15 protein-coding genes and 2 pseudogenes are annotated in these 18,107 nt (G+C 57.0%); 7 read left to right on the top strand and 10 right to left on the bottom strand.

Going from position 1 to position 18,107, the window contains the following annotated elements; genetic code table 11:
- Positions 1-347: 347 nt before the first annotated feature.
- The gene (locus H6G52_RS16335; RefSeq protein ID WP_190529678.1) at positions 348-737 is read left to right on the top strand and encodes a hypothetical protein; all 390 of its coding nucleotides are present in this window, start codon (positions 348-350) and stop codon (positions 735-737) included.
- 159 nt (positions 738-896) lie between these two features.
- Here the strand turns inward: H6G52_RS16335 and H6G52_RS18645 are convergent.
- The 4 genes and pseudogenes from H6G52_RS18645 to H6G52_RS16350 all read right to left on the bottom strand — a co-directional run.
- Positions 897-1,037 (bottom strand): annotated as a pseudogene (locus tag H6G52_RS18645) (IS982 family transposase); the annotation flags it as partial.
- 221 nt (positions 1,038-1,258) lie between these two features.
- The gene (gene surE / locus H6G52_RS16340; protein ID WP_099533571.1) at positions 1,259-2,089 is read right to left on the bottom strand and encodes a 5'/3'-nucleotidase SurE; all 831 of its coding nucleotides are present in this window, start codon (positions 2,087-2,089) and stop codon (positions 1,259-1,261) included.
- 139 nt (positions 2,090-2,228) lie between these two features.
- Positions 2,229-3,302, bottom strand: coding sequence for a transposase (locus tag H6G52_RS16345; RefSeq protein ID WP_199312478.1), 1,074 nt, complete (start codon positions 3,300-3,302; stop codon positions 2,229-2,231).
- A 7-nt stretch (positions 3,303-3,309) separates the two neighbouring features.
- Entirely contained in the window at positions 3,310-3,885 is a 576-nt protein-coding gene (locus H6G52_RS16350) for an IS607 family transposase (RefSeq protein WP_190529680.1), read from the bottom strand.
- Positions 3,886-3,949: 64 nt separating this feature from the next.
- Between H6G52_RS16350 and H6G52_RS16355 the strand changes: the two genes are divergently transcribed.
- A complete protein-coding gene (locus H6G52_RS16355) occupies positions 3,950-4,588 on the top strand; it encodes a hypothetical protein (protein WP_190529682.1) in 639 nt (212 codons plus the stop codon).
- Here H6G52_RS16355 and H6G52_RS18395 read toward each other — a convergent pair.
- The 5 genes and pseudogenes from H6G52_RS18395 to H6G52_RS16380 all read right to left on the bottom strand — a co-directional run bounded on the left by H6G52_RS18395 (position 4,585) and on the right by H6G52_RS16380 (position 9,589).
- Entirely contained in the window at positions 4,585-5,028 is a 444-nt protein-coding gene (locus H6G52_RS18395; protein WP_190529780.1) for a L,D-transpeptidase, read from the bottom strand. The two genes, H6G52_RS16355 and H6G52_RS18395, sit on opposite strands and share 4 nt — an antisense overlap.
- A gap of 524 nt (positions 5,029-5,552) precedes the next feature.
- Entirely contained in the window at positions 5,553-6,374 is an 822-nt protein-coding gene (locus tag H6G52_RS16365; RefSeq protein ID WP_190529684.1) for a bifunctional 4-hydroxy-2-oxoglutarate aldolase/2-dehydro-3-deoxy-phosphogluconate aldolase, read from the bottom strand.
- 115 nt (positions 6,375-6,489) lie between these two features.
- Positions 6,490-6,747: pseudogene (minE, locus tag H6G52_RS19190) on the bottom strand (cell division topological specificity factor MinE); the annotation flags it as partial.
- 252 nt (positions 6,748-6,999) lie between these two features.
- Positions 7,000-7,809, bottom strand: coding sequence for a septum site-determining protein MinD (gene minD, locus H6G52_RS16375; protein ID WP_099533566.1), 810 nt, complete (start codon positions 7,807-7,809; stop codon positions 7,000-7,002).
- Positions 7,810-7,969: 160 nt separating this feature from the next.
- On the bottom strand, positions 7,970-9,589 hold the full coding sequence (locus tag H6G52_RS16380) for a septum site-determining protein MinC (RefSeq protein WP_190529688.1): 1,620 nt from the start codon (positions 9,587-9,589) through the stop codon (positions 7,970-7,972).
- A gap of 127 nt (positions 9,590-9,716) precedes the next feature.
- Between H6G52_RS16380 and H6G52_RS16385 the strand changes: the two genes are divergently transcribed.
- A complete protein-coding gene (locus H6G52_RS16385) occupies positions 9,717-11,048 on the top strand; it encodes an N-acetylmuramoyl-L-alanine amidase (RefSeq protein ID WP_190529690.1) in 1,332 nt (443 codons plus the stop codon).
- 85 nt (positions 11,049-11,133) lie between these two features.
- Here H6G52_RS16385 and H6G52_RS16390 read toward each other — a convergent pair whose 3' ends face one another.
- On the bottom strand, positions 11,134-11,811 hold the full coding sequence (locus tag H6G52_RS16390; protein WP_190529692.1) for a Uma2 family endonuclease: 678 nt from the start codon (positions 11,809-11,811) through the stop codon (positions 11,134-11,136).
- Positions 11,812-12,065: 254 nt separating this feature from the next.
- Between H6G52_RS16390 and lysS the strand changes: the two genes are divergently transcribed.
- The 4 genes from lysS (at position 12,066) to H6G52_RS16410 (ending at position 18,096) form a co-directional block, all read left to right on the top strand.
- Positions 12,066-13,679: a lysine--tRNA ligase gene (lysS, locus tag H6G52_RS16395; RefSeq protein ID WP_190529694.1), complete on the top strand. Its 1,614-nt coding sequence runs from the start codon at positions 12,066-12,068 to the stop codon at positions 13,677-13,679.
- Positions 13,680-13,766: 87 nt separating this feature from the next.
- Positions 13,767-14,837, top strand: a complete 1,071-nt coding sequence (locus tag H6G52_RS16400; protein WP_190529695.1) for an RsmB/NOP family class I SAM-dependent RNA methyltransferase — start codon at positions 13,767-13,769, stop codon at positions 14,835-14,837.
- A gap of 90 nt (positions 14,838-14,927) precedes the next feature.
- Positions 14,928-15,677, top strand: a complete 750-nt coding sequence (locus H6G52_RS16405) for a hypothetical protein (protein WP_190529697.1) — start codon at positions 14,928-14,930, stop codon at positions 15,675-15,677.
- Between the two features lie 346 nt (positions 15,678-16,023).
- The gene (locus tag H6G52_RS16410; protein ID WP_190529699.1) at positions 16,024-18,096 is read left to right on the top strand and encodes a tetratricopeptide repeat protein; all 2,073 of its coding nucleotides are present in this window, start codon (positions 16,024-16,026) and stop codon (positions 18,094-18,096) included.
- Positions 18,097-18,107 lie beyond the last annotated feature (11 nt).

The following is an 18,107-nucleotide window of genomic DNA, read 5'->3' on the forward strand; positions in this document are numbered from 1 at the left end:
TATGAGTTGTATTCGGAGACGAGCGAAGGGATGATCTACGGCTGCTTAATGCATTTGATGGTGAAACGATTAGCGGGGATGGCTGATTAATATTGTCTTTATAAATCAGCTCTCAGGCAAATCCGATTGCTCTAGGCAGGCGAACAGGCGAAAAAGACGAGCCGATCGGGTTAGCTGCCATCTCAATCGAGTATTTTGGCCCCAATGGCGAACCTATTCCAGACCGTCAAGAGCTAGTTTTCTGGAATGATCAGACGGTTGAGCGGGATGCCTATGGTATTGCTCTCTCAACTGCCTTCAAAACACCGGAGGCGGGCGATGTCTTCTCTGCTCGCTATCTCCGTTCAATGGCTCAAACAGTCTATACCCAATTAGTTACCTTAAAGAACCTGAGAGCGAAGGAACTCAGCCAGGTGGAGCCGAATGAGAATGTTACCGTCACCTCAGAGCGGCTCAATAAAATTCAGCAGAGAATTAGTACGCTAGATAGCCTTCCCAATGGACTCGATCGCAAAACGGTGAAAGACACGCTCAGAAAGTTAAACACTTGGAAAGGCATCAAATCAGTCCAGAAATTGTTACGTGACTATACTGACGGAACAAAGGCTCAGCTAGAGACTTTAGACTTTGTGACTGAACTGGTTCAAGACACTGACGAGAAAAATTTAACTCTGGGTGATGAAATTAGACCTACTAAGCTCTCAGTCAACTTGCTGGCAATACTTTTAAGAGCATAAGTTGTTGCTAAAACGAAGTCTGTTTGAGCAAATGAGCTGATGTGGCGATCATCGCATACGGCTGAGTTATTGGTGGGGGCGATCGCACAAATTCAAGGAAAATCTACGGCTTTTGCCTTGCCAAATTCAGTACACGTCAGTTCGGGTTAATTGTGTAGCTCAATTCCCAACACAGCCAAATCGATCGAGGGACGGTTTCTGGGGTTGATGACAGTAGGCAATCAGTTCACTGGGCAGATACACACAACAATTGACCGGACTGCAGTGACGAGAGTGTTCAATCTGGTAACAGTTCTTGAGACCGAAACTCATGGAGTGCTCACGCTGGTGTTGCTTGAAACCATCCTTGAGCAAGCGTCGCATCCATCACGTTTCAAAATCTTGGCAGAAGTCGTCGATTTTGCAGAACAGAGCTTCTAACCTGAGCACGACGGGGTTGAGCTAAGGCTTGTTTGGATTAACACCTCAGCTTAACCAGTCCCGTCTTTCTGCTGCTTCCCCTATTCCGAACTGACATTGGCTTAGGCTGCGGGATTGGGGGCTGGCCCATAGCTCTCGGCCAGTCGATCGATCCAAGGTTGCCAGGGGGTCATCTCCGCCCAATCGGTCAAATTGAAATGTAAGGGAGTGAGGGTGATGTAGTTTTGCCGAATTCCTTGTACATCGGTGATCAGGGGCGAAGTTTGGCCTCCGGGCATGGTTTCCGGGTCAATTTCTTCAAGCACTTCTCCCGACAGCCAATAGTAGGTGCGGCCACGGGGATCCACCCGCTTTTCAAATAGGTCGTGATAGCGCCGGAAGCCGAGTTTGGTGAGCTGCACACCCGCGATCGGTCCGTCGGGCGCTGGGATATTCACATTCAGCAGCATTGGCCGGGCAGGCGGCTGGGCAATGAGTTGGGCCACCGCTTGCACGGCAAACTCGGCGGCGGCGCTGAAGTCAAGATGACCAAACTTGGCCAGGCTGAAGGCAAAGCTGGGAATATCCTCCAGCAGGCCTTCCATGGCCGCCGAAACAGTTCCCGAGTAGAGCACATCGGTTCCCAGGTTGGGGCCGTGGTTAATGCCCGACAGCACTACATCGGGCTTGCGATCGAGCAGGGCCCCCAGGGCCAGCTTGACGCAATCGGCGGGCGTTCCGGAGCAGGCCCAAGCGGTGACGCTGGGGTGAAACAGGTTAGGAACCAGTTCCGTGCGAATTGGATCCTGAAGCGTCAGGCCGTGCCCTGTGGCGGAACGTTCCCGATCGGGACAAACGATCGTCACTTGGTGACCCGCTTCAGCGCAGGCATTGGCAAGGGCGCGAATGCCCAGGGCAAAAATCCCGTCATCGTTGCTAATCAAAATATTCATGGCGAGACATGCATGGCGGATCGAGAAGGAATAGCCGATCGAGGAGGGGTGGCCGGGAGCCGTTGGAATCCCGAAGAGCAGAACTATTATTGACTATGGCTATTGACTATGACTGCCGATACTTTTTTGCTAACGGATGCTAACAAATGCATAAGTTGAGGTGGTCTCTCAACCAAGGCGTATCAACCAATGCCCGTAGGAAAATCCCACGAGCACCATTGAGATCCCGATTCATTGACCGTCCATCAACTTTCGACTTGATGACCCGAGAGCCACCAATCTTGATGATTTCACCTGTCCACGAAACGGTTTTAGAGGTGTAGGCTTCATTGATGTCGGTCAAGGCAATCTTGCCCAACTCCCAAGCTTTCCACTCTAGATGTTTCTTGAACTGGTAGTGCGATAGGGTCAACATCTGCCGCACGGTTTTTGACTTGATCTTGCGACGTGATTTGCTCACCATTTGAGAGGATTCAAAGCTGGGCAACAAGATCACATCAAAGTTTTCAGTCAGGAACCGTGCGGTTTTGTGGTGAAGTTCTTTCACCAGGTGTTGCACTTTGGAACGCAGGCGATCGGCGGCTTTCTTGAAGCGGCGCTTCTGGGCTGATTTAGCCTTGGTGATTTTGGAAACCAGGCGATCTAGCTTGAAGCACAGCTTTTGAATCAGCAAGTTCGAGTCGTTGCCAATCCATCCATAGGATGACTCAGCAAAGAAGGTCATGAATGTGCGAACACCGGGATCTAAGGCAACCACTCGCCCTTGGTTTTCGGACTGAATGGGTTGCACTGCTGTTGAGGTGATCAGGTAATACTCACCATAGGCAAGTGTCAACCGACCATCACTGAAGCCATCAGGAATTGATTCTTTTAGGGCTGCTTTTCCCAAGATGGTGTAATAGACACCGTTTTCACTGATGGCTGATTTGGGGATATAGATCGTTTGTTGTCGATCTTTGCGACTACGGAAACGACACTTGCGAATCTGACCATCTTTTTTGAAGCCCTTTTTAGCTTCTCGAACGGCAGTGCAAGCATCTTTAACCGCAATCTTTTTGATCTGGTAGGGAACTGGCTTGGCCCATTCGGGAAGCGCACCCAAGATGATGGGTGCAACCGCCATCCAGTTGGCTTTGGTTCCCGGTTCCTGAAGATGTTTGATCGTGGCGTTGTAGACGTATCTCGAAACGCCAAACCATTGCTTCAGGAGCACTTTCTGATCAGGGCTTAGGAAGATTCGGATCTTCCTGGATCGCCTTTCGGTAGCTTCTGAGTCCGGGCATTCGACGAGAGAAGAGGTGAAGGATGGCGAGCAGATCCGCTGTGAGTTCTGATTCTGGGCAGTGAACAGATTGGTCGAGAACCACGAGTTCGCCACCGTTTTGTTGAACCATGAACTCGAACAGCTCGAATCCGAATCGGCAGAGTCGGTCTCGACAGGCAACCACAATTTGGAGCTGATCGCCGCGCATGAGTCTGACCAGTAGGGATTGCAATCCTTTTCGCTTGAAATTGAGACCCGATCCGATGTCTTGGATGATTTCGGCTTCGGGATAGCGGTCTCGCATGAACTGGGCTTGTCTAGCGAGATCGTCCCGTTGCTTGGGTGAACTGACGCGGCAATAGCAAACAACGGTAGATCGAGTTGCCTTGCGTCCATATGACTCGACGTTATAAAGCCGCTGGCCCGCCTCGTTGCGGATGGTTTCGATCTTCCCTTCATCTGCGTACTTTCTTAGCGTATTTGGATGCAATCCCAGAAATTCGACCGCTTTTCTGAGAGGAATGTATGCCATATCTAAACATTGGCATACGTTAGCGAATGTTAGTAAATTAATTACTGTTGATCAACCCCCCATCATGGCAACCGAAATCGCAATGCAACCGGCCGCTGCGCAACTGCTGGAACAGACGGCGCGATCGATCCAAAATCCCCAGACCGAGCCTGAGCGTCCGCGGCCGGCTGCCGTGGTGACCGCGCTGAAAACCGTGGAAACCCAAACCCGCCGCGATCGGGTGCAGCTCTCGGAAGGGTCGCTGGTGGGTCGCTGGCGTTTGGGGGTGGTGTCGCCCAAAAAGTCGGCCCAGCGCGATCGGGGGTTTTATTTTCCGGCTTTTGCCCCGGCCTATCTGACCTTTTTGGCCAACGAAGCCACGGGGGCGATCGCCCGGATCAAGAACCGAGTGCAGGTGGGGCCAATTTTTATGGAGTTTTCGGGCCCGGCCCGGTGGGTGGGTCAGCGGAATTTGCTGGCTTTTGATTTTTTGGAACTGGCGATCGGGATTGGCGATCGGGTGGTTTATCGCGGCCCAGTTCGGGGCGAGCGGCCGGCCACAAAGGCCCTAACCCAGGAGCCATTTAACCGCCGGGCGGTCGGCTATTTGCCCTTTTTTGCGTTCTGCTGGGCCGGTGAGTCGGGGCTGGCGGCTCGGGGGCGCAGTGGTGGCTTGGCCCTGTGGGTGCGGGATCCAGGGCCAACCAGCCCCGATCGGCCCTAGCGATGGGCCACCACGGGCGTGCCCACCTCTGCCCAGTTGAAATACCAGCGGGAGGTGGACACCGGGAGATTGGTGCAACCGTGGCTCATGGGTGTGCCGAAGTTGTTGTGCCAGTAGGCTCCATGGATGCCATAGCCCCCGTCGTAATACATCGTGTAGGGCACATTGGGCACGTCATAGCCAGGGCCACGCATCCGGGTTGATCGCAGCTTGGTGTAAATCGTCCAAGTGCCGGGCAGGGTGGGTGTGCGGGCTTTGCCGGTGGAAACCGCATCCGTGCGGACTTGGCGATTTCCTTCCCAGGCGGTTAAGCGTTGGTTGCCGATATCGACTTGGAGCCAACGAACATTATCCAGCCGCTTCAGAATCGCCATCGATGCCTTGGGATTAAAGGGCAGTTCTTTGAAGTTCACCAGGCCGGTGCTGGCGGCTTGGGCCATGGCCCGGGTCGATCGCTCCAAAAAGCTCCAGCGCTGATCGGTGATAGCGGCCCAGCGGGGTTGTTGGTCGGGCGTGGGTTGGTTCAAAACGGCCAGGGTTTTGGTCAGTTGCGCCCGCTCCCACTGATCGAAGTAGTAGTGAGCGGCACTGGATTGGGCCCCGGCCCAGGAGGCGGCAAAGGTCACCAGTGCCCCCGCAATCAAAAACTTGGGCCGACGTAACCACTGGGGCGGCCGTTGTCTGAGTTCTCGGGTACGATCGACCACTCGATCGCGGGTGTCATCGAGTTTTGCCAGCAGCCCTGTCATGGAGGTTCCTAAAAAAATTTGCAAAATCTGCCAAGTCTGCAAAAAAATCTGCCAAGTCCGCAGCACAGCGATCGAGCAGATTGTTTCGCATTTTAACCGGGCAATTTTCGTGGGGCCAATGATTGGGGCCACGAAGTGCTTGAAAGATGATCGGTTTCCCAGTTGATTTTCTGCTGTATCCGGTTAATTGGCCAGACTGTCGCCGGGCGGTTGGTCTAGGGGCGGAGATCTTCGAGCGGCGGGGTTGTCTCTGGAAGACAGTGGGGGGCCACCTGTTCAGCCAAGCGACGGGCCCGATCGCGCACTTGATCCCAACGACCAGCGGCCACGGCTTCCGCTGGAAACAGTTCCCCCGACAGGCCGATCGCGATCGCCCCGGCCGCCAAAAATTCCGCCGCATTGGCCAAAGTGACCCCCCCGGTGGGAATCAGCGGCATGGGCAACACGGGCACGAGCGATCGCACGTAGGCTGCTCCGCCGACCGCCGAAATGGGAAACACCTTGACGCTGCTGGCTCCGGCCCGCCAAGCCTGGGCAATTTCCGTGGGGGTCAAGGCTCCCGGCACGATCGGGATGCCGGCCGCCACCGCCGCTGCGATCGCCCCCGAGTCGCCAAAGGGCGCAAAGCCAAATTGGGCCCCCGCTGCCACCGCTTCCCGCACCATGGCCGCATCCAGCAGCGTGCCGGCCCCAATTTGACAGTGGGGCAAGCGATCGCGCAGTTCGGCCACCAATTCCGCCGGCCGAACACTGTTCCAAGTAATTTCAATGAGTCGCAGGCCCCCTTCGGCGGCCGCCTGGGCCATGGCCAGCCCCTGAAGCCAGTTGTGCGATCGAATCACGGCGATCGCGCGATCATGCCGCAGCCGCTGCACCCAGCGCGATCGCACCGTTGCCAAGGTCGTTGTTTCCCCCTTGTCCAATGGCTCCCCCGATTGGAACTGACTGCCTTCCTGCGGTTTCAGGGGGTCTGCCGCATCGCCATTACCCAACACTGACTGATCCACCTTGCTAGGGGGTAATTTCCGTGGGCCCATCAAGGGGCAAGGATTCCAAATCGATGATTTCGTCCGTTTCGGAAGGGGCTTCCGGGATCACACTCTCGATCGGGGTTTCCATGGCTGCGGCCGCTTCCTCCGAGGGTTCATTGTCCGGGCGCACCCGCCGAATGGGCACATTGGCAATCAACGCCGTGGTGCGAAGGTCGTTTTCCAGCATGAATTGCAATCCCTCGCTATCAATTTCCACATAGCGAGAAATCACATCCAAAATCTCTTGGCGCATTCGATCGAGCGACTGCGGCGAAAGATCAGTTCGGTCATGGGCTAACAGCAATTGCAACCGCTGTTTCACCACGCTGCGGCTGTCGGGATCGCGGGCAAAAAGTTTATCGAGAAGTTCGCTTAACATGACGCAGATAACGCAGCGCGCTGGATCGAAGGGCGATCTGAGGGAAAAAACGAGTTGTGGGTTGAGGGCTGGTTGCCAACGGAGCCAAAACCGCCCGGTTGCTTGGTTTTGTGCCGGTCATGGGCCCCGGGCGATCGCAACAGCCCTTGCAGTCAAGACACACCACCCAAGGGATGAGACCAGCTTGGCCAAGGTTGAGCCAGCGGTCAGGGAGCTTCCAGCGGCCGATCGGGAGCGGCTCGCCCATCCAGGCTAACCGCGAGGGCTACCCTTCAGCCAGCGCTTCAGCCGCTTCAGCAAGGAATCGTGGCTGGCGGTGAGATCTAAAAATTCCACGTTTTGACCCTCCAGACGGCGGGCAATGTTACTAAACGCCATCTTGGGCACGGAGACTTGCTCCGACAGCACCAGCGGTTCCCCTCGGTTGGTGGAGGTGATCACCCGTTCATCGTCGGGCAAAATTCCCACCAACGGAATCGCTAAAATTTCGCGCACATCGTCCACGGACATCATGTCGTTGGCTTGCACCATTTGCGGCCGCAGCCGGTTCACCACCAACCGAACGTTTTTGATGCCCTCGGCCTCCAGCAGACCCACCACCCGATCGGCATCGCGCACGGCGGCAATTTCGGGAGTGGTGACGATGATGGCTTCGCGGGCGGCGGCGATCGCGTTGCGAAAGCCCATTTCAATGCCCGCTGGACAGTCCACCAACACATAGTCAAAACTTTTGGCCAGGGTCAAAACCAACGCTTTCATTTGGTCGGGGGTGACCGATTCTTTGGTGCGGTTTTGGGCGGCGGGCATCAGCACCAATCGGGGCTGTCGTTTGTCGCGCACGAGGGCCTGCTCCAGGCGGCACTCACCGGCCAGGTATTCCACGGCGGTGTAGACCACGCGATTTTCCAGACCCAACAACAGGTCTAGGTTACGCAGGCCAAAGTCGGCATCCACTAGCGCCACTTTTCGCCCCAGTTGCGCCAGGGCCATGCCCAAGTTGGCGGTGCAGGTGGTTTTGCCTACGCCACCTTTGCCGGAGGTGATTACGATGATGCGGCTCATGGGATTGCCTGATAGTTGACAACGGCTGAAGGGTCGATCGAGAAGGGTGGATTCAGAACGGCCAAGGGCGGTGCGATCGGGCGGAACCCGAAAAGACACCTCAATTTAGCATGGCGATCGAAGGGCGATTTGACTATCTGTCGGGGGCGGAGGCAAGCGTTTAGGCGGGTGATTCCCCCAGGCGCGATCGCACTTCATTTTTGGCAAAGTCGGCGGCCGGTGAGATTCGGATCCCTTTTCCGGAAATGTAAGCCACTTCCGGACAGGGCACATCGAGCTTGGACTCGGGAACCCGGGCCGTGCGGCTGGCAATGCGCACCTGATTGGTCGCCAGGTTCAGGGCCATGATGATGGCGTTTTCGTTGCCATTAATGCCCGCGTGGGCCACGCCACAGAGCCGCCCCCAGACGAGGATGTCGCCCCCGGCTACGATCGCGCTGCCGGGGTTGGCATCGCCGCGAATCACCACCGTGCCCGGATAACGAATTTCCACCCCCGATCGCAAGGTTTTGTCCAAATACAAACAATCGGGCGCAAGGTCGAGTTCAGGATCGGCCGCAATCGGTTCCTGGGTGGGTTCGGGCGGTGTGAACTGAAGGGCATAGCCCATTTCGATCGCCAGGGCTGCGGTGGCGGGATGGTTGGTTTCCACCCGGGTCAGCCGCAATTGCACCTCCTGAAGGGCATCGGCGATCGCCTTCAGTTGCCTGGCTTCCAAGGTGCGATCGATCGCTTGCAGCGTGACGGGCCCGTCGGGTGTCCAGCCCCGCTCCCCCCCATACAGCCGATGCATCAATTGCTGCCACAAATCGGTCCAGGCCAAGCCCCGATCGGGCTGTTCGGCCACAAAGTCCGGCGGCAGCACCAGGCGCACCGGTTGGGTTCGATCGGCGCTTTCTTTGCTTTCTTGGCTGTCTTTGGTGTTGCTGGTTTTAATCTCGGAGGGTTTGGCCTCGGAGAGCGTTTGGGCAGAAGGATTGATCTCGGCAGCCGGGATAGGTTCGCTCGCCTCAGGAGCCGCCGCTTCTGGCTGGGATTCGGCTGGGGATGGCGGCGATTCCCGACCCGTCGCGGGTTCTGTCTCCGCAGATTCAGCAGATTCGAGAGATCCAATAGATCCAGTAGATCCAGTCAATTCAGCCCAGCCCGGAATCCAAAGGCGCACTTGGGGCCCCCGTTCCCCGGTCAGATCCGCCACGGGGCGATCGGCTCCCGTCAGCAATTCTCGCGCCAGCTTGGCCGCTTCCGGCGACAGGGGCGGCAACTCGGCCACAGGAACTTCGCTGCCGGTTTCCGAGCCGGTTTCGGTGGGCGATTCAGCCGGGTCATGCGCAGTTGAAGGCTGTTCGGCCGGCTGCTGGGTGGTTGCGGATGTGGAGGGCAATTTGGCTCCCCGCAAGGGCATCGCCAAGGCCGACACCAAATCATCGGGCAAGTCATCGCCGTGGGCCACCGGCCGATCGGGTAATTCCTCCGGCTCTGGCAAATCTTCTAAGGCTTCCAGGTTTTCTTCTGCAAGGGTTTCTAAACTTTCTAAATTCTCTAAACTTTCTAAATTCTCTAATTCTTCAGGATGTGGGTGCTCAGAAAATGCAGCAGCTTCAACCATGATCAGCAAACCGGGCGATCGACCCGACAACGGATCTATGCAGTGTACCGGACGGCCGCCGGCTCCGTTGCTTGCGGCTCCAAAACGGCAAATTTCGAGCGCGGGGTGGACAATCCCAAATTCCAACCCAAATCGCAACCCAAATCGCAACCCAAATCCCAAGTCGGTCACCCCATAGACCTCTTGCGCGAATCAGCCGCGCGATCGCCCTCGGGATGATTCTGAACAGCACCGCATCCTAGTGATTTTTTGGAATCGGGTGATCTAGCATTGGTCGAAGTTCGATCGAGAGTAATTCATGGGGCGGGTTCTCCTTTCAGCGGGCCATGGGGGCTATGAAAACGGGGTTTTGGATCCTGGCATTATGGCGGCAGGAACCACCGAAGCCCGGGAAATGATTTGGCTGCGGGAAGCCACGGCCCAAACCCTGCAACGGCGGGGCATTGAAGTGCTGACGGTTCCCGATGACTTGAGCCTGCAACAGACGATTGCTTGGATCAATGCCCGAGGACGCGCCGGGGATGTGGCCTTGGAAATTCACTTGGATGGTTCCAGCAACCCCGCCACCCGAGGCACGACGGTCTATTTCATTGCGAATAATCAGGTGCGCCAAACCCAGGCAGAAATTCTGTTGCGATCGACCCTGGCGCGGGTTCCCCAACTCCTTTCGCGGGGGGCATTGCCCGACACGGCCACGGGGTTGGGGAATCGGCTGTTTTGTCGTCAACTCACGGTTCCTTCGCTGTTGGTGGAAGTGGGCTTTTTAACCAACGAGACCGATCGCACGATTCTCAAAAATCAAGGTTGGGGCATTGCCACCGGCCTCAGCGATGGCCTGCAACAAATTTTGCTGGAATTCCCCGCCCAGCCCTACAGCAGCATTCAAATCGAGGTGAATAATCAGCGCTATCCCGAGCGGGGCGTGCTGATCAATGGCAATTCCTACATCCCGATCGACCTGGCCGATCGCCTGGGCATCAAAGTGGCCACCAACCCGCAAATCGTCCGAGTGCGCTACCAAAACATCGTTTACTTCAAGGCGATCGACCTGCGGCAATACAACATCTCTGTGGGTTGGAACAGCCAAACTCGCGCCGTCACCCTCCGCACCAACCTCTTGGTTTCCAACACCTTGAAGGGGCAAATTATGGGACTGGGCAGCACCGTTGATGCCCAAATGCTGACCTTTCTGAGGGCCTTTAACCCCAATGCGGGTAGCCAGTTTCCCGATTTACCGCGCCTTTACCGCGAAGAGGCGATCACCGAGGGGGTCAATTTTGATCTAGCCTTTGCCCAAATGTGTGTGGAAACGGACTTTCTGCAATTTCCGGGCCCCACCAAATCCAGCCAAAACAACTTTGGGGGGCTGGGGGCCTTGGGGGGCAATCCCGAGGGGGCTTCCTTTGCCAGTGCGCGGCTGGGCGTGCGGGCCCACATCCAACACCTCAAGGCCTACGCCAGCACGGAACCCTTGGCGAATGCGGTGGTGGATCCTCGGTTTAGCTTTGTGCCGCGCGGCGTGGCTCCCACGGTGGCGCTGCTGAGTGGGCGTTGGGAGGCGGATATGAACTATGGCGATAAGATTTTGTCCCGCACGCGCCAGCTCTACGAGGTTTCTGGGCTGCTGTAGGGGTGATGCTGTAGGGGTGATATTGGCCACAATCCCGATGGCTGCGATCGCTGATGGTGGTTACTCGGGCTGATCGCTCAAGAACCTAGGGAGCGATCGCGTCGGGATCCAAACCCAGTTCCCGCAACCGGGCCGCCAGCCGATCGGCCCGCTCCCGTTCCCGATCGGCCCGTTGCCGCTCTTCCAGCAAGGTGGAAAAGGGCCGGCCATCGGGCCCCAACAGGGTGAGAGTTTCCTCATCCAGTTGGCAGCGAATGCCCAGCCGAGGACTGACCCAGTTTTGGGGATTCTCAACGGGTTCCAGATCGCCCCTGTCTCCCCGCGTCAAAATGTTCAATTCATTGCGATCGGGGTCATAGATGTAATACTCCTCAACGCCATAGCGGTTATAGAACATCTGCTTTTTCAGCATTTCCCCAAAGCGATTGCCCGGCGACCAAATTTCAAACACCACTTGAGGGGCGATGTTGTGTTCACGCCACTGCATATAGGAACCCCGATCGCCCTTGGGAACCCCAAAGACAACCATCACATCGGGCGCTTGGCGAATGGTGTTGCTGCCTTCCAGGGGATACCAAAGCAAATCACCGGCCACAAACACCTGCGGATCGTCACTGAAAATAGTGGCGAGGTTGCTTTGAATAGTTTGGATCCAGTGAAATTGCTTTGTGTTGTCTGCCATCGGCTGGCCGTCACTGTCGGGATATTCGATCGGCTTGGGCTGAACTTTTCCCGGCTCACTGGGGGGAATTTGAGCAACCATCGGTTTTTCCTCAAGATTGCGATTGGTCTCATTATGCCAATGGCCGATCGGCTGGTTTGGACTGGGGGTATTGAAGGGGCGGGGTTAACTGGTTCAACCTGATCAATTTCTAGATAAAGCTTTTTCAGCATCCTTTCGGGGCGATCGCGCGTAAAAGGCCCCAAGTCCCTAAAATGAATAGGCATTTTGCAACCTTGGCATTCTGCACCCATCTTTTTCTGTAACCATTACCTCGTCATCACCGCCCCACCGCCATGAGTTTCTGGGCAGATAAAATCGCCGCCGACGCACAGGGTCCACAGATCGTTAACGATTCCAAAACGCCATCGGGGCGTGTTCACGTTGGCTCCTTGCGGGGAGTCGTGATTCACGACACGATCTATCGCGCTCTGAAACAGGCCGGCAAGCCCGTGAAATTCATCTACGGCGTGGATGATTACGACGCGCTGGACACCGTGCCGCGCTATTTGGATCGGGAAAAGTTTGAGCGCTATTTGGGCTGGCCCCTCTGCAATGTGCCCTCGCCCGATGACACCGCGCCGGGCGATCGCGCCAGTGATTACGCCAAATATTTCATGGGCGAATTTCTGGATGTGTTTGAGTATTTGGGTGTGCGGCCCGAGATTTATTACCTGCGGGATTTGTATCGATCGGGCAAGTTGAATCCTGCGATCGATCGCTTCTTGAAAAACGCCCATTTGGTGCGCGAAGCCTACAAAGAAGTTAGCAAGGCCGATCGCCCCAGCAACTGGTATCCCTTCCAGGTAATTTGCGAACATTGCGGCAAAATCGCCACTACCCAAGTCACCGACTATCAAGATGGCAAGGTGTTCTACACCTGCGATCCCAACGCCACGGACTACACCCAAGGCTGTGGCCATTCCGGTTGGGTTTCGCCCTTCGACGGCAACGGCAAACTGCCCTGGAAAGTCGAGTGGGTGGCCAAGTGGGAATTGCTGGGCGTGACGATCGAGCTAGCCGGGAAAGACCACTCCCAAAAAGGCGGCTCCCGCGACGTGGCCAACGCTATTTCTCGCAAGGTCTTGGGTCAACAACCGCCCTTCCACTCGCCCTATGAATTCATTTTGGTCAATGGCACGAAAATGAGTTCTTCCAAGGGGATCGGCTCCAGTGCCCGCGAAATTGCTGATCTATTGCCGCCGCAGTTGTTGCGCTTTTTGATGTTGCGCACGCCGCCCCGCACGGCCATCAACTTTGCGCCCAACTACGAAAGTATTACGCGCGTGTTCCGGGATTACGACAATTTGATCGACAAATATCGCCGGGAAACGATCGCCAATGGCGGCCAACCGCCGGAACTGAATGAAGACTGGATGGCACTGTTTTATGCCCAGTTGGATGGGGAAATTCAGCCCTACCAACCCTTTGAATTGAGCACGGCAATTTCTCTGTTGCAAGTGCCCCATTTGGATGTGGAAAAGGAAGTGGCGGCGCGATCGGCTGAACCTTTGAGTGATTACGATTGGCAAATTGCTCGCGAACGGATTTCGGCTGCTCAAAAGTGGCTGAATGACTACGCCGACGAAGAAGAAAAGTTGGTGCTTTATCTGGATACGATTCCGGAGCGGGCGAATCAACTTTCGCCGGAACAAGTCGGCTACGTGGAAGCTTTGCTGAAGACATTGGCAACGGTGGAAAGCTGGGACGGCGAATCCTTACAAACGGCGCTGTTTGCCACAACGCGGGAGCTGGATTTGAAAATGCCGGTGGCCTTTTCGGCGATTTATCTGGCGTTTTTGAACAAGGAACGGGGGCCGAAGGCGGGGCCGCTGCTGTCCTATTTGGATCGACAACTGGTGCTCGATCGCCTGCAAGCGGTGTTGGATCTGAATCGCGCGGCGGTTTAAGGAACCATTGGAGCGCTGATCCGGGCTGTGATCCTGGGGGGCAAGGGGCTTAAGCCGCTTGTCTACTTACCTTTGGGGCGAGTGGAGATGGGCAAATCGAAGAAACGATCGGCTAAACCAGCGGCAACGGAGGCGATCGCAACGGGGCCGTCGCGTCTGTTGCTGAAGCTGGCCGATCGCCTGTTTGGGGAAGCGGCCGATCGCGCGGCCTTTGTCCAGAGCCTTGGCCAAGCCCAGCGGTTTGCGCCCTGTTTGTTGTGGCTGGCTGATCGCCCCGATCCGTTTCCCTTCGCGGCCCTGCCCCCCTTGGCGATGCAGCCGGCCTGGGTCGATCGGCTCGATTTGACCGCCGACCAACCGGCCAATCGGCGACCCGGCAAGCATCCCCTGCACGAGGCGGGGGCGTTCTATTGTTTGGATTTTTCCTCGGTGTTTGCGGCTTCGGCCCTGCTGGCGATTCCCGATCGGGTCGATCGACTGGTGGATCTCTGTGCCGCGCCGGGGGGCAAAAGTGTCTTTGCCTGGCGGGCGCTGCAACCGTCGCTGCTGGTGGCCAATGAGGCGATCGGCAAACGGATCGGCATGTTGGTCAGTAACCTGAAGCGCTGCGGCCTTGACCCGGCGATCGCCACCTGCGCCGACCCGGAAACCTTGGCCCAGGCGATTCCCGGCTGGGCGGATTTGGTGATTGTGGATGCGCCCTGCTCGGGCCAATCCCTGCTGGCGAAGGGGGAAAAAAATCCCGGCTGTTTCCATCCCCTGACGATCGGGAAAAATGCCAATCGCCAAAAACGGATTTTGGCCAACGCGGCGGCCCTGGTGGCTCCCGGCGGCTGGCTGGCCTACATGACCTGCACCTACGCGATCGAGGAAAACGAAGGGGCCACCCAATGGCTGCTCGATCGCTTTCCCCACCTGGAACCGCAACCCGTCCCAGCCCTGGAGTCTTGGCGATCGACCCACGGGGCTTTTCCCTGCTATCGGATGTTTCCCCAGGAAGGCTTGGGGGCCGGTTCCTTTGTGGTGCTGCTGCGGGATGGGCGAAATGGGCCAGCCAATCCAGAGCCAGCCAATCCAGGGCGATCGAGCTTATTCGGTGATCACGAAGCCTTGCAGTCCCTAATTCGTTGGCGATCAGACCGATCTAAGCCGATCTAAACCGATCCAATTAGCAGCAGGGCAATCAGCAACGCATAATGGAGGGCGTTTCGGGCCCAAGCCTTTTTGCTGTTTCACTGTCGGCGTTCCATGCTCGATCGCGTTCTTCCGTTGTCCGTTCACTGGTTTCGCCCGATCGGGCCGATCCTGCTAAGTTTGGGTCTGGGTAGCCTCTCGATCGGCTGCACCAACCAAGTCACCACCTCCCAGCCCGCTGCCCAACCGGGAGGCATCACACTGCCGGATATGGCCCCGGCGGCCCTGTTGCCCAGCCCTTCCGCCACCCCCAACACGATCGCCGGATTACTGAAAACCTGGCCACGCTACCAATCGCCCCAGGCCGGCTTTTCCGTGGCGTTTCCCGCCAAGCCTCAGGAAGAAACCAGCCGCGTCCCCACCGAAGTGGGCCCGGCGGAAGTGATTATGCTCCGCTACCAAGACCGACCGGCCAAGCGGTTTTATCTGTTTGCTCACAATCGTTTTCCGGTTCCGGCGGGCACGGGGGTGGATGTGGCCAAGGCTCTGGATGCCAGTCGCGACAGCATCGCCAAGGGCATTTCCGCCAAGGTGGTTTCCGAAAAACCCTTGCAACAAAGTGGTTTTCAGGGGCGCGATCTGGAATTGTCGCGATCGGGCGGTTTCGCGGCCCGGGTGCGAATTTTCTATGCCAACGGAATTTGGTATCGGGCCATTGTGGCGGCCGAAGACGGCAAACTCAAGGTTCCCCAAGTGCAGGCTTTTTTTGACTCAATTCAACTGATGTCGCCCACGGAGCCACGTAAACCTAATGCAGCGCCCGCCCAAAGCAATCCCAGCCCCACCGGCACACCGCGACCCTAGGGGGATGGAGAGCGAGCACCAATGCCACAAGCACCAATGCCACAATGGAGATATCAACGGAAGTCTCGACAGGAGATGTATTGCTAGACGTATCGATCGCGGCCACAAGCCAACGGATCGGCAAACGGATCTGCTCCCATTGGTCTAGAAGATGCAAACCTGTTTGGATGGGTGCATTCAGGACATCAGCAAAGAATCTGAAACTCCTGGCCTACGATTGTCTTGCTTGTGGCATCTCAGGGAATGATGAATAGGAGCCTTGGCCTTTAGGCTCTTGCAAGCGTCTGTTTCAGGCGTTTTCCGCAAGTTTTCTGCAAATTTCGCGCCCCCTTTCGATCGGTTGTTTATGAAGCGAGCTAGTTGGACAGGAGCCAAATCCCGCACCCGCGATCGCGCAGCCCGGGCCATGGCGATCGTGATGCTGGGCAGTTTGGTCACCCCCGGCGGTGGACTGGCGGCCACGGAAACGGTGGCCCAAGCCTTGCTCCAAGTTCAACCGGCCATCAGCGGCCCCAACCGCAGCTCTAGCCAGTCTTCGCCATCCTCCGCATCGATGCCCCTGGCCCAAGCAGCTCCCAATGAATCTCAACCGGCGGATGCTGGGCAAAATTCTGGGCAAAACAATTCGGGCAATCAAGGCAATTCCAACAACGGTTCAAATAATAATTCCGATAGTAATAATTCCAATAGCCAGAATAATCAAAATAATCAGCCTAATAATTCAGGCAATTCAGGCAATACTCAAAACAATAATCAGAATAATAATCAAAACCAACAGAATAAAAAGCCCAAGAAACCCAAAAACGATCAACGGGCTTTCCAGCGCCGAATTGTGTTGTTGGGGGCGGCGGGAATTGGGGGGCTTGGTTTGTTGGGGGGCTTGGTTTGGTTTGTTCGCCAAGTTCGGAATAATGAGCATTTTGGTTGGGATGAAGCGGATGCGGAGTCAGAGGCGGATTTTGATCCTTTGGCGGATCCAGATGCCGTAGAGGGTTTGGAGGCGATCGACCCTTGGGGTGCTCCGTTGGCTCCGGCGGCGCGATCGACCCGGCCCCGGGATGTGGGCCCCACCCTCGATGCCCACAGTGCGGCAGCCCACAATGGTCAAAATGCCATGGCGCTGGAAACGGCCGCCCCGATCGACTCCAAGCCAGGATCCAAGTCGGAATCCAAGCCAGAGTCAAAACCCCGTCGCCGGTTGTTTCCCTGGCAAAAACCAACCCCGGCAGCCGATTCCGAACTCTCTGCCGACCCTTCAGAGGCGGCGGATCCGGCTCCTGCGGAATCCAAAGCGCCTGAACCGGCCACGCCTGCGCCCTTGCCCAATCCGGCGGCTAATGCGGCTGCGCCGAAAGCCGCACCCAATGCAGCACCCAATGCAGCACCCAACCCGACGGCTCCTTTGCCCAGCCCAACGGCCCTTGCGCCTACTCGGGTGGTGCAACCGAGCCTGATTGAGCGGGCAATTCAAAATCTCCGCAGCGATAACGCGGCTGATCGCCGCAAGGCCATTTGGGAATTGGGACAACGGGGCGACTCTCGGGCCCTGCGTCCCCTGATGGATGTGTTGCTGAATGGGGATTCCAAACAACGAAGCCTGTCGATCGCAGCTTTAACCTCGATCGGGTCGCGGGTGTTGGAACCCACCCTGGAGGCGATGGCCCTGGCCCTGCGGGATCCGAATCCGGAAGTGCGCACCAATGCGATTCGGGATTTAACGCAGGTTTATGAACAAGTGACTCGCCTCAGCCAAATGATGGGCATGGCGGCCCGCGACCCAGATCAACAGGTGCAACAGACTGCGAGTTGGGCCCTGGGCAAGTTGGAGCAAGTACGGGCGATCGCGGAAACGGTTCAAACCGGCGGCAGCAGCGCGTTTAATGCTTCATCTTTGACGGAATCGCCTCTGATGGCGGGCATTGCGCTGCTGGACAATGACCAACCGGCGGAAGCGGCTCCCCTGCTGGAGGCGGCGATTCGGCAACATCCCAGCGATCCCGATGCCCATTTGGCTCTGGCGAAGGCCCTGGAGGCCCACGGCGCACAGGCCCAGGCCCTGCAAGCGGCGATCGCGGCGAGAGATCTTTATGCCTATCAAGGCCGTGGCGAAGCGGCTAAGGCGATTGAACAGACTTGGCAAGCAAGGGGGCTTGACCCGGATCAGGCGGCCTATCGGGTGGCCTGGGCTGGGGTGCTGATCCAACAGGAACAGTGGGACGAGGCCACGAAGGAACTGGAGCAGGCGATCGCCCATAATCCTCATGACCCGGAGCCACACCTGGTGCTTGCCCGTCTACGTCGATCTCAACACCGTTCTGCTGAGGCGATCGAGCATCTGAAACAGGCCCGAGATCTTTACTTGGCCTTGGGAGACCAACCGGCGGCCGATCGATTGCAAACCCTGATTCAGTCTTCTTGATCGGTCTTCCT

Origin of the sequence: Limnothrix sp. FACHB-881 (assembly GCF_014698135.1) — a bacterium.
In the GTDB taxonomy this organism is placed as follows: Bacteria; Cyanobacteriota; Cyanobacteriia; order CACIAM-69d; family CACIAM-69d; genus CACIAM-69d.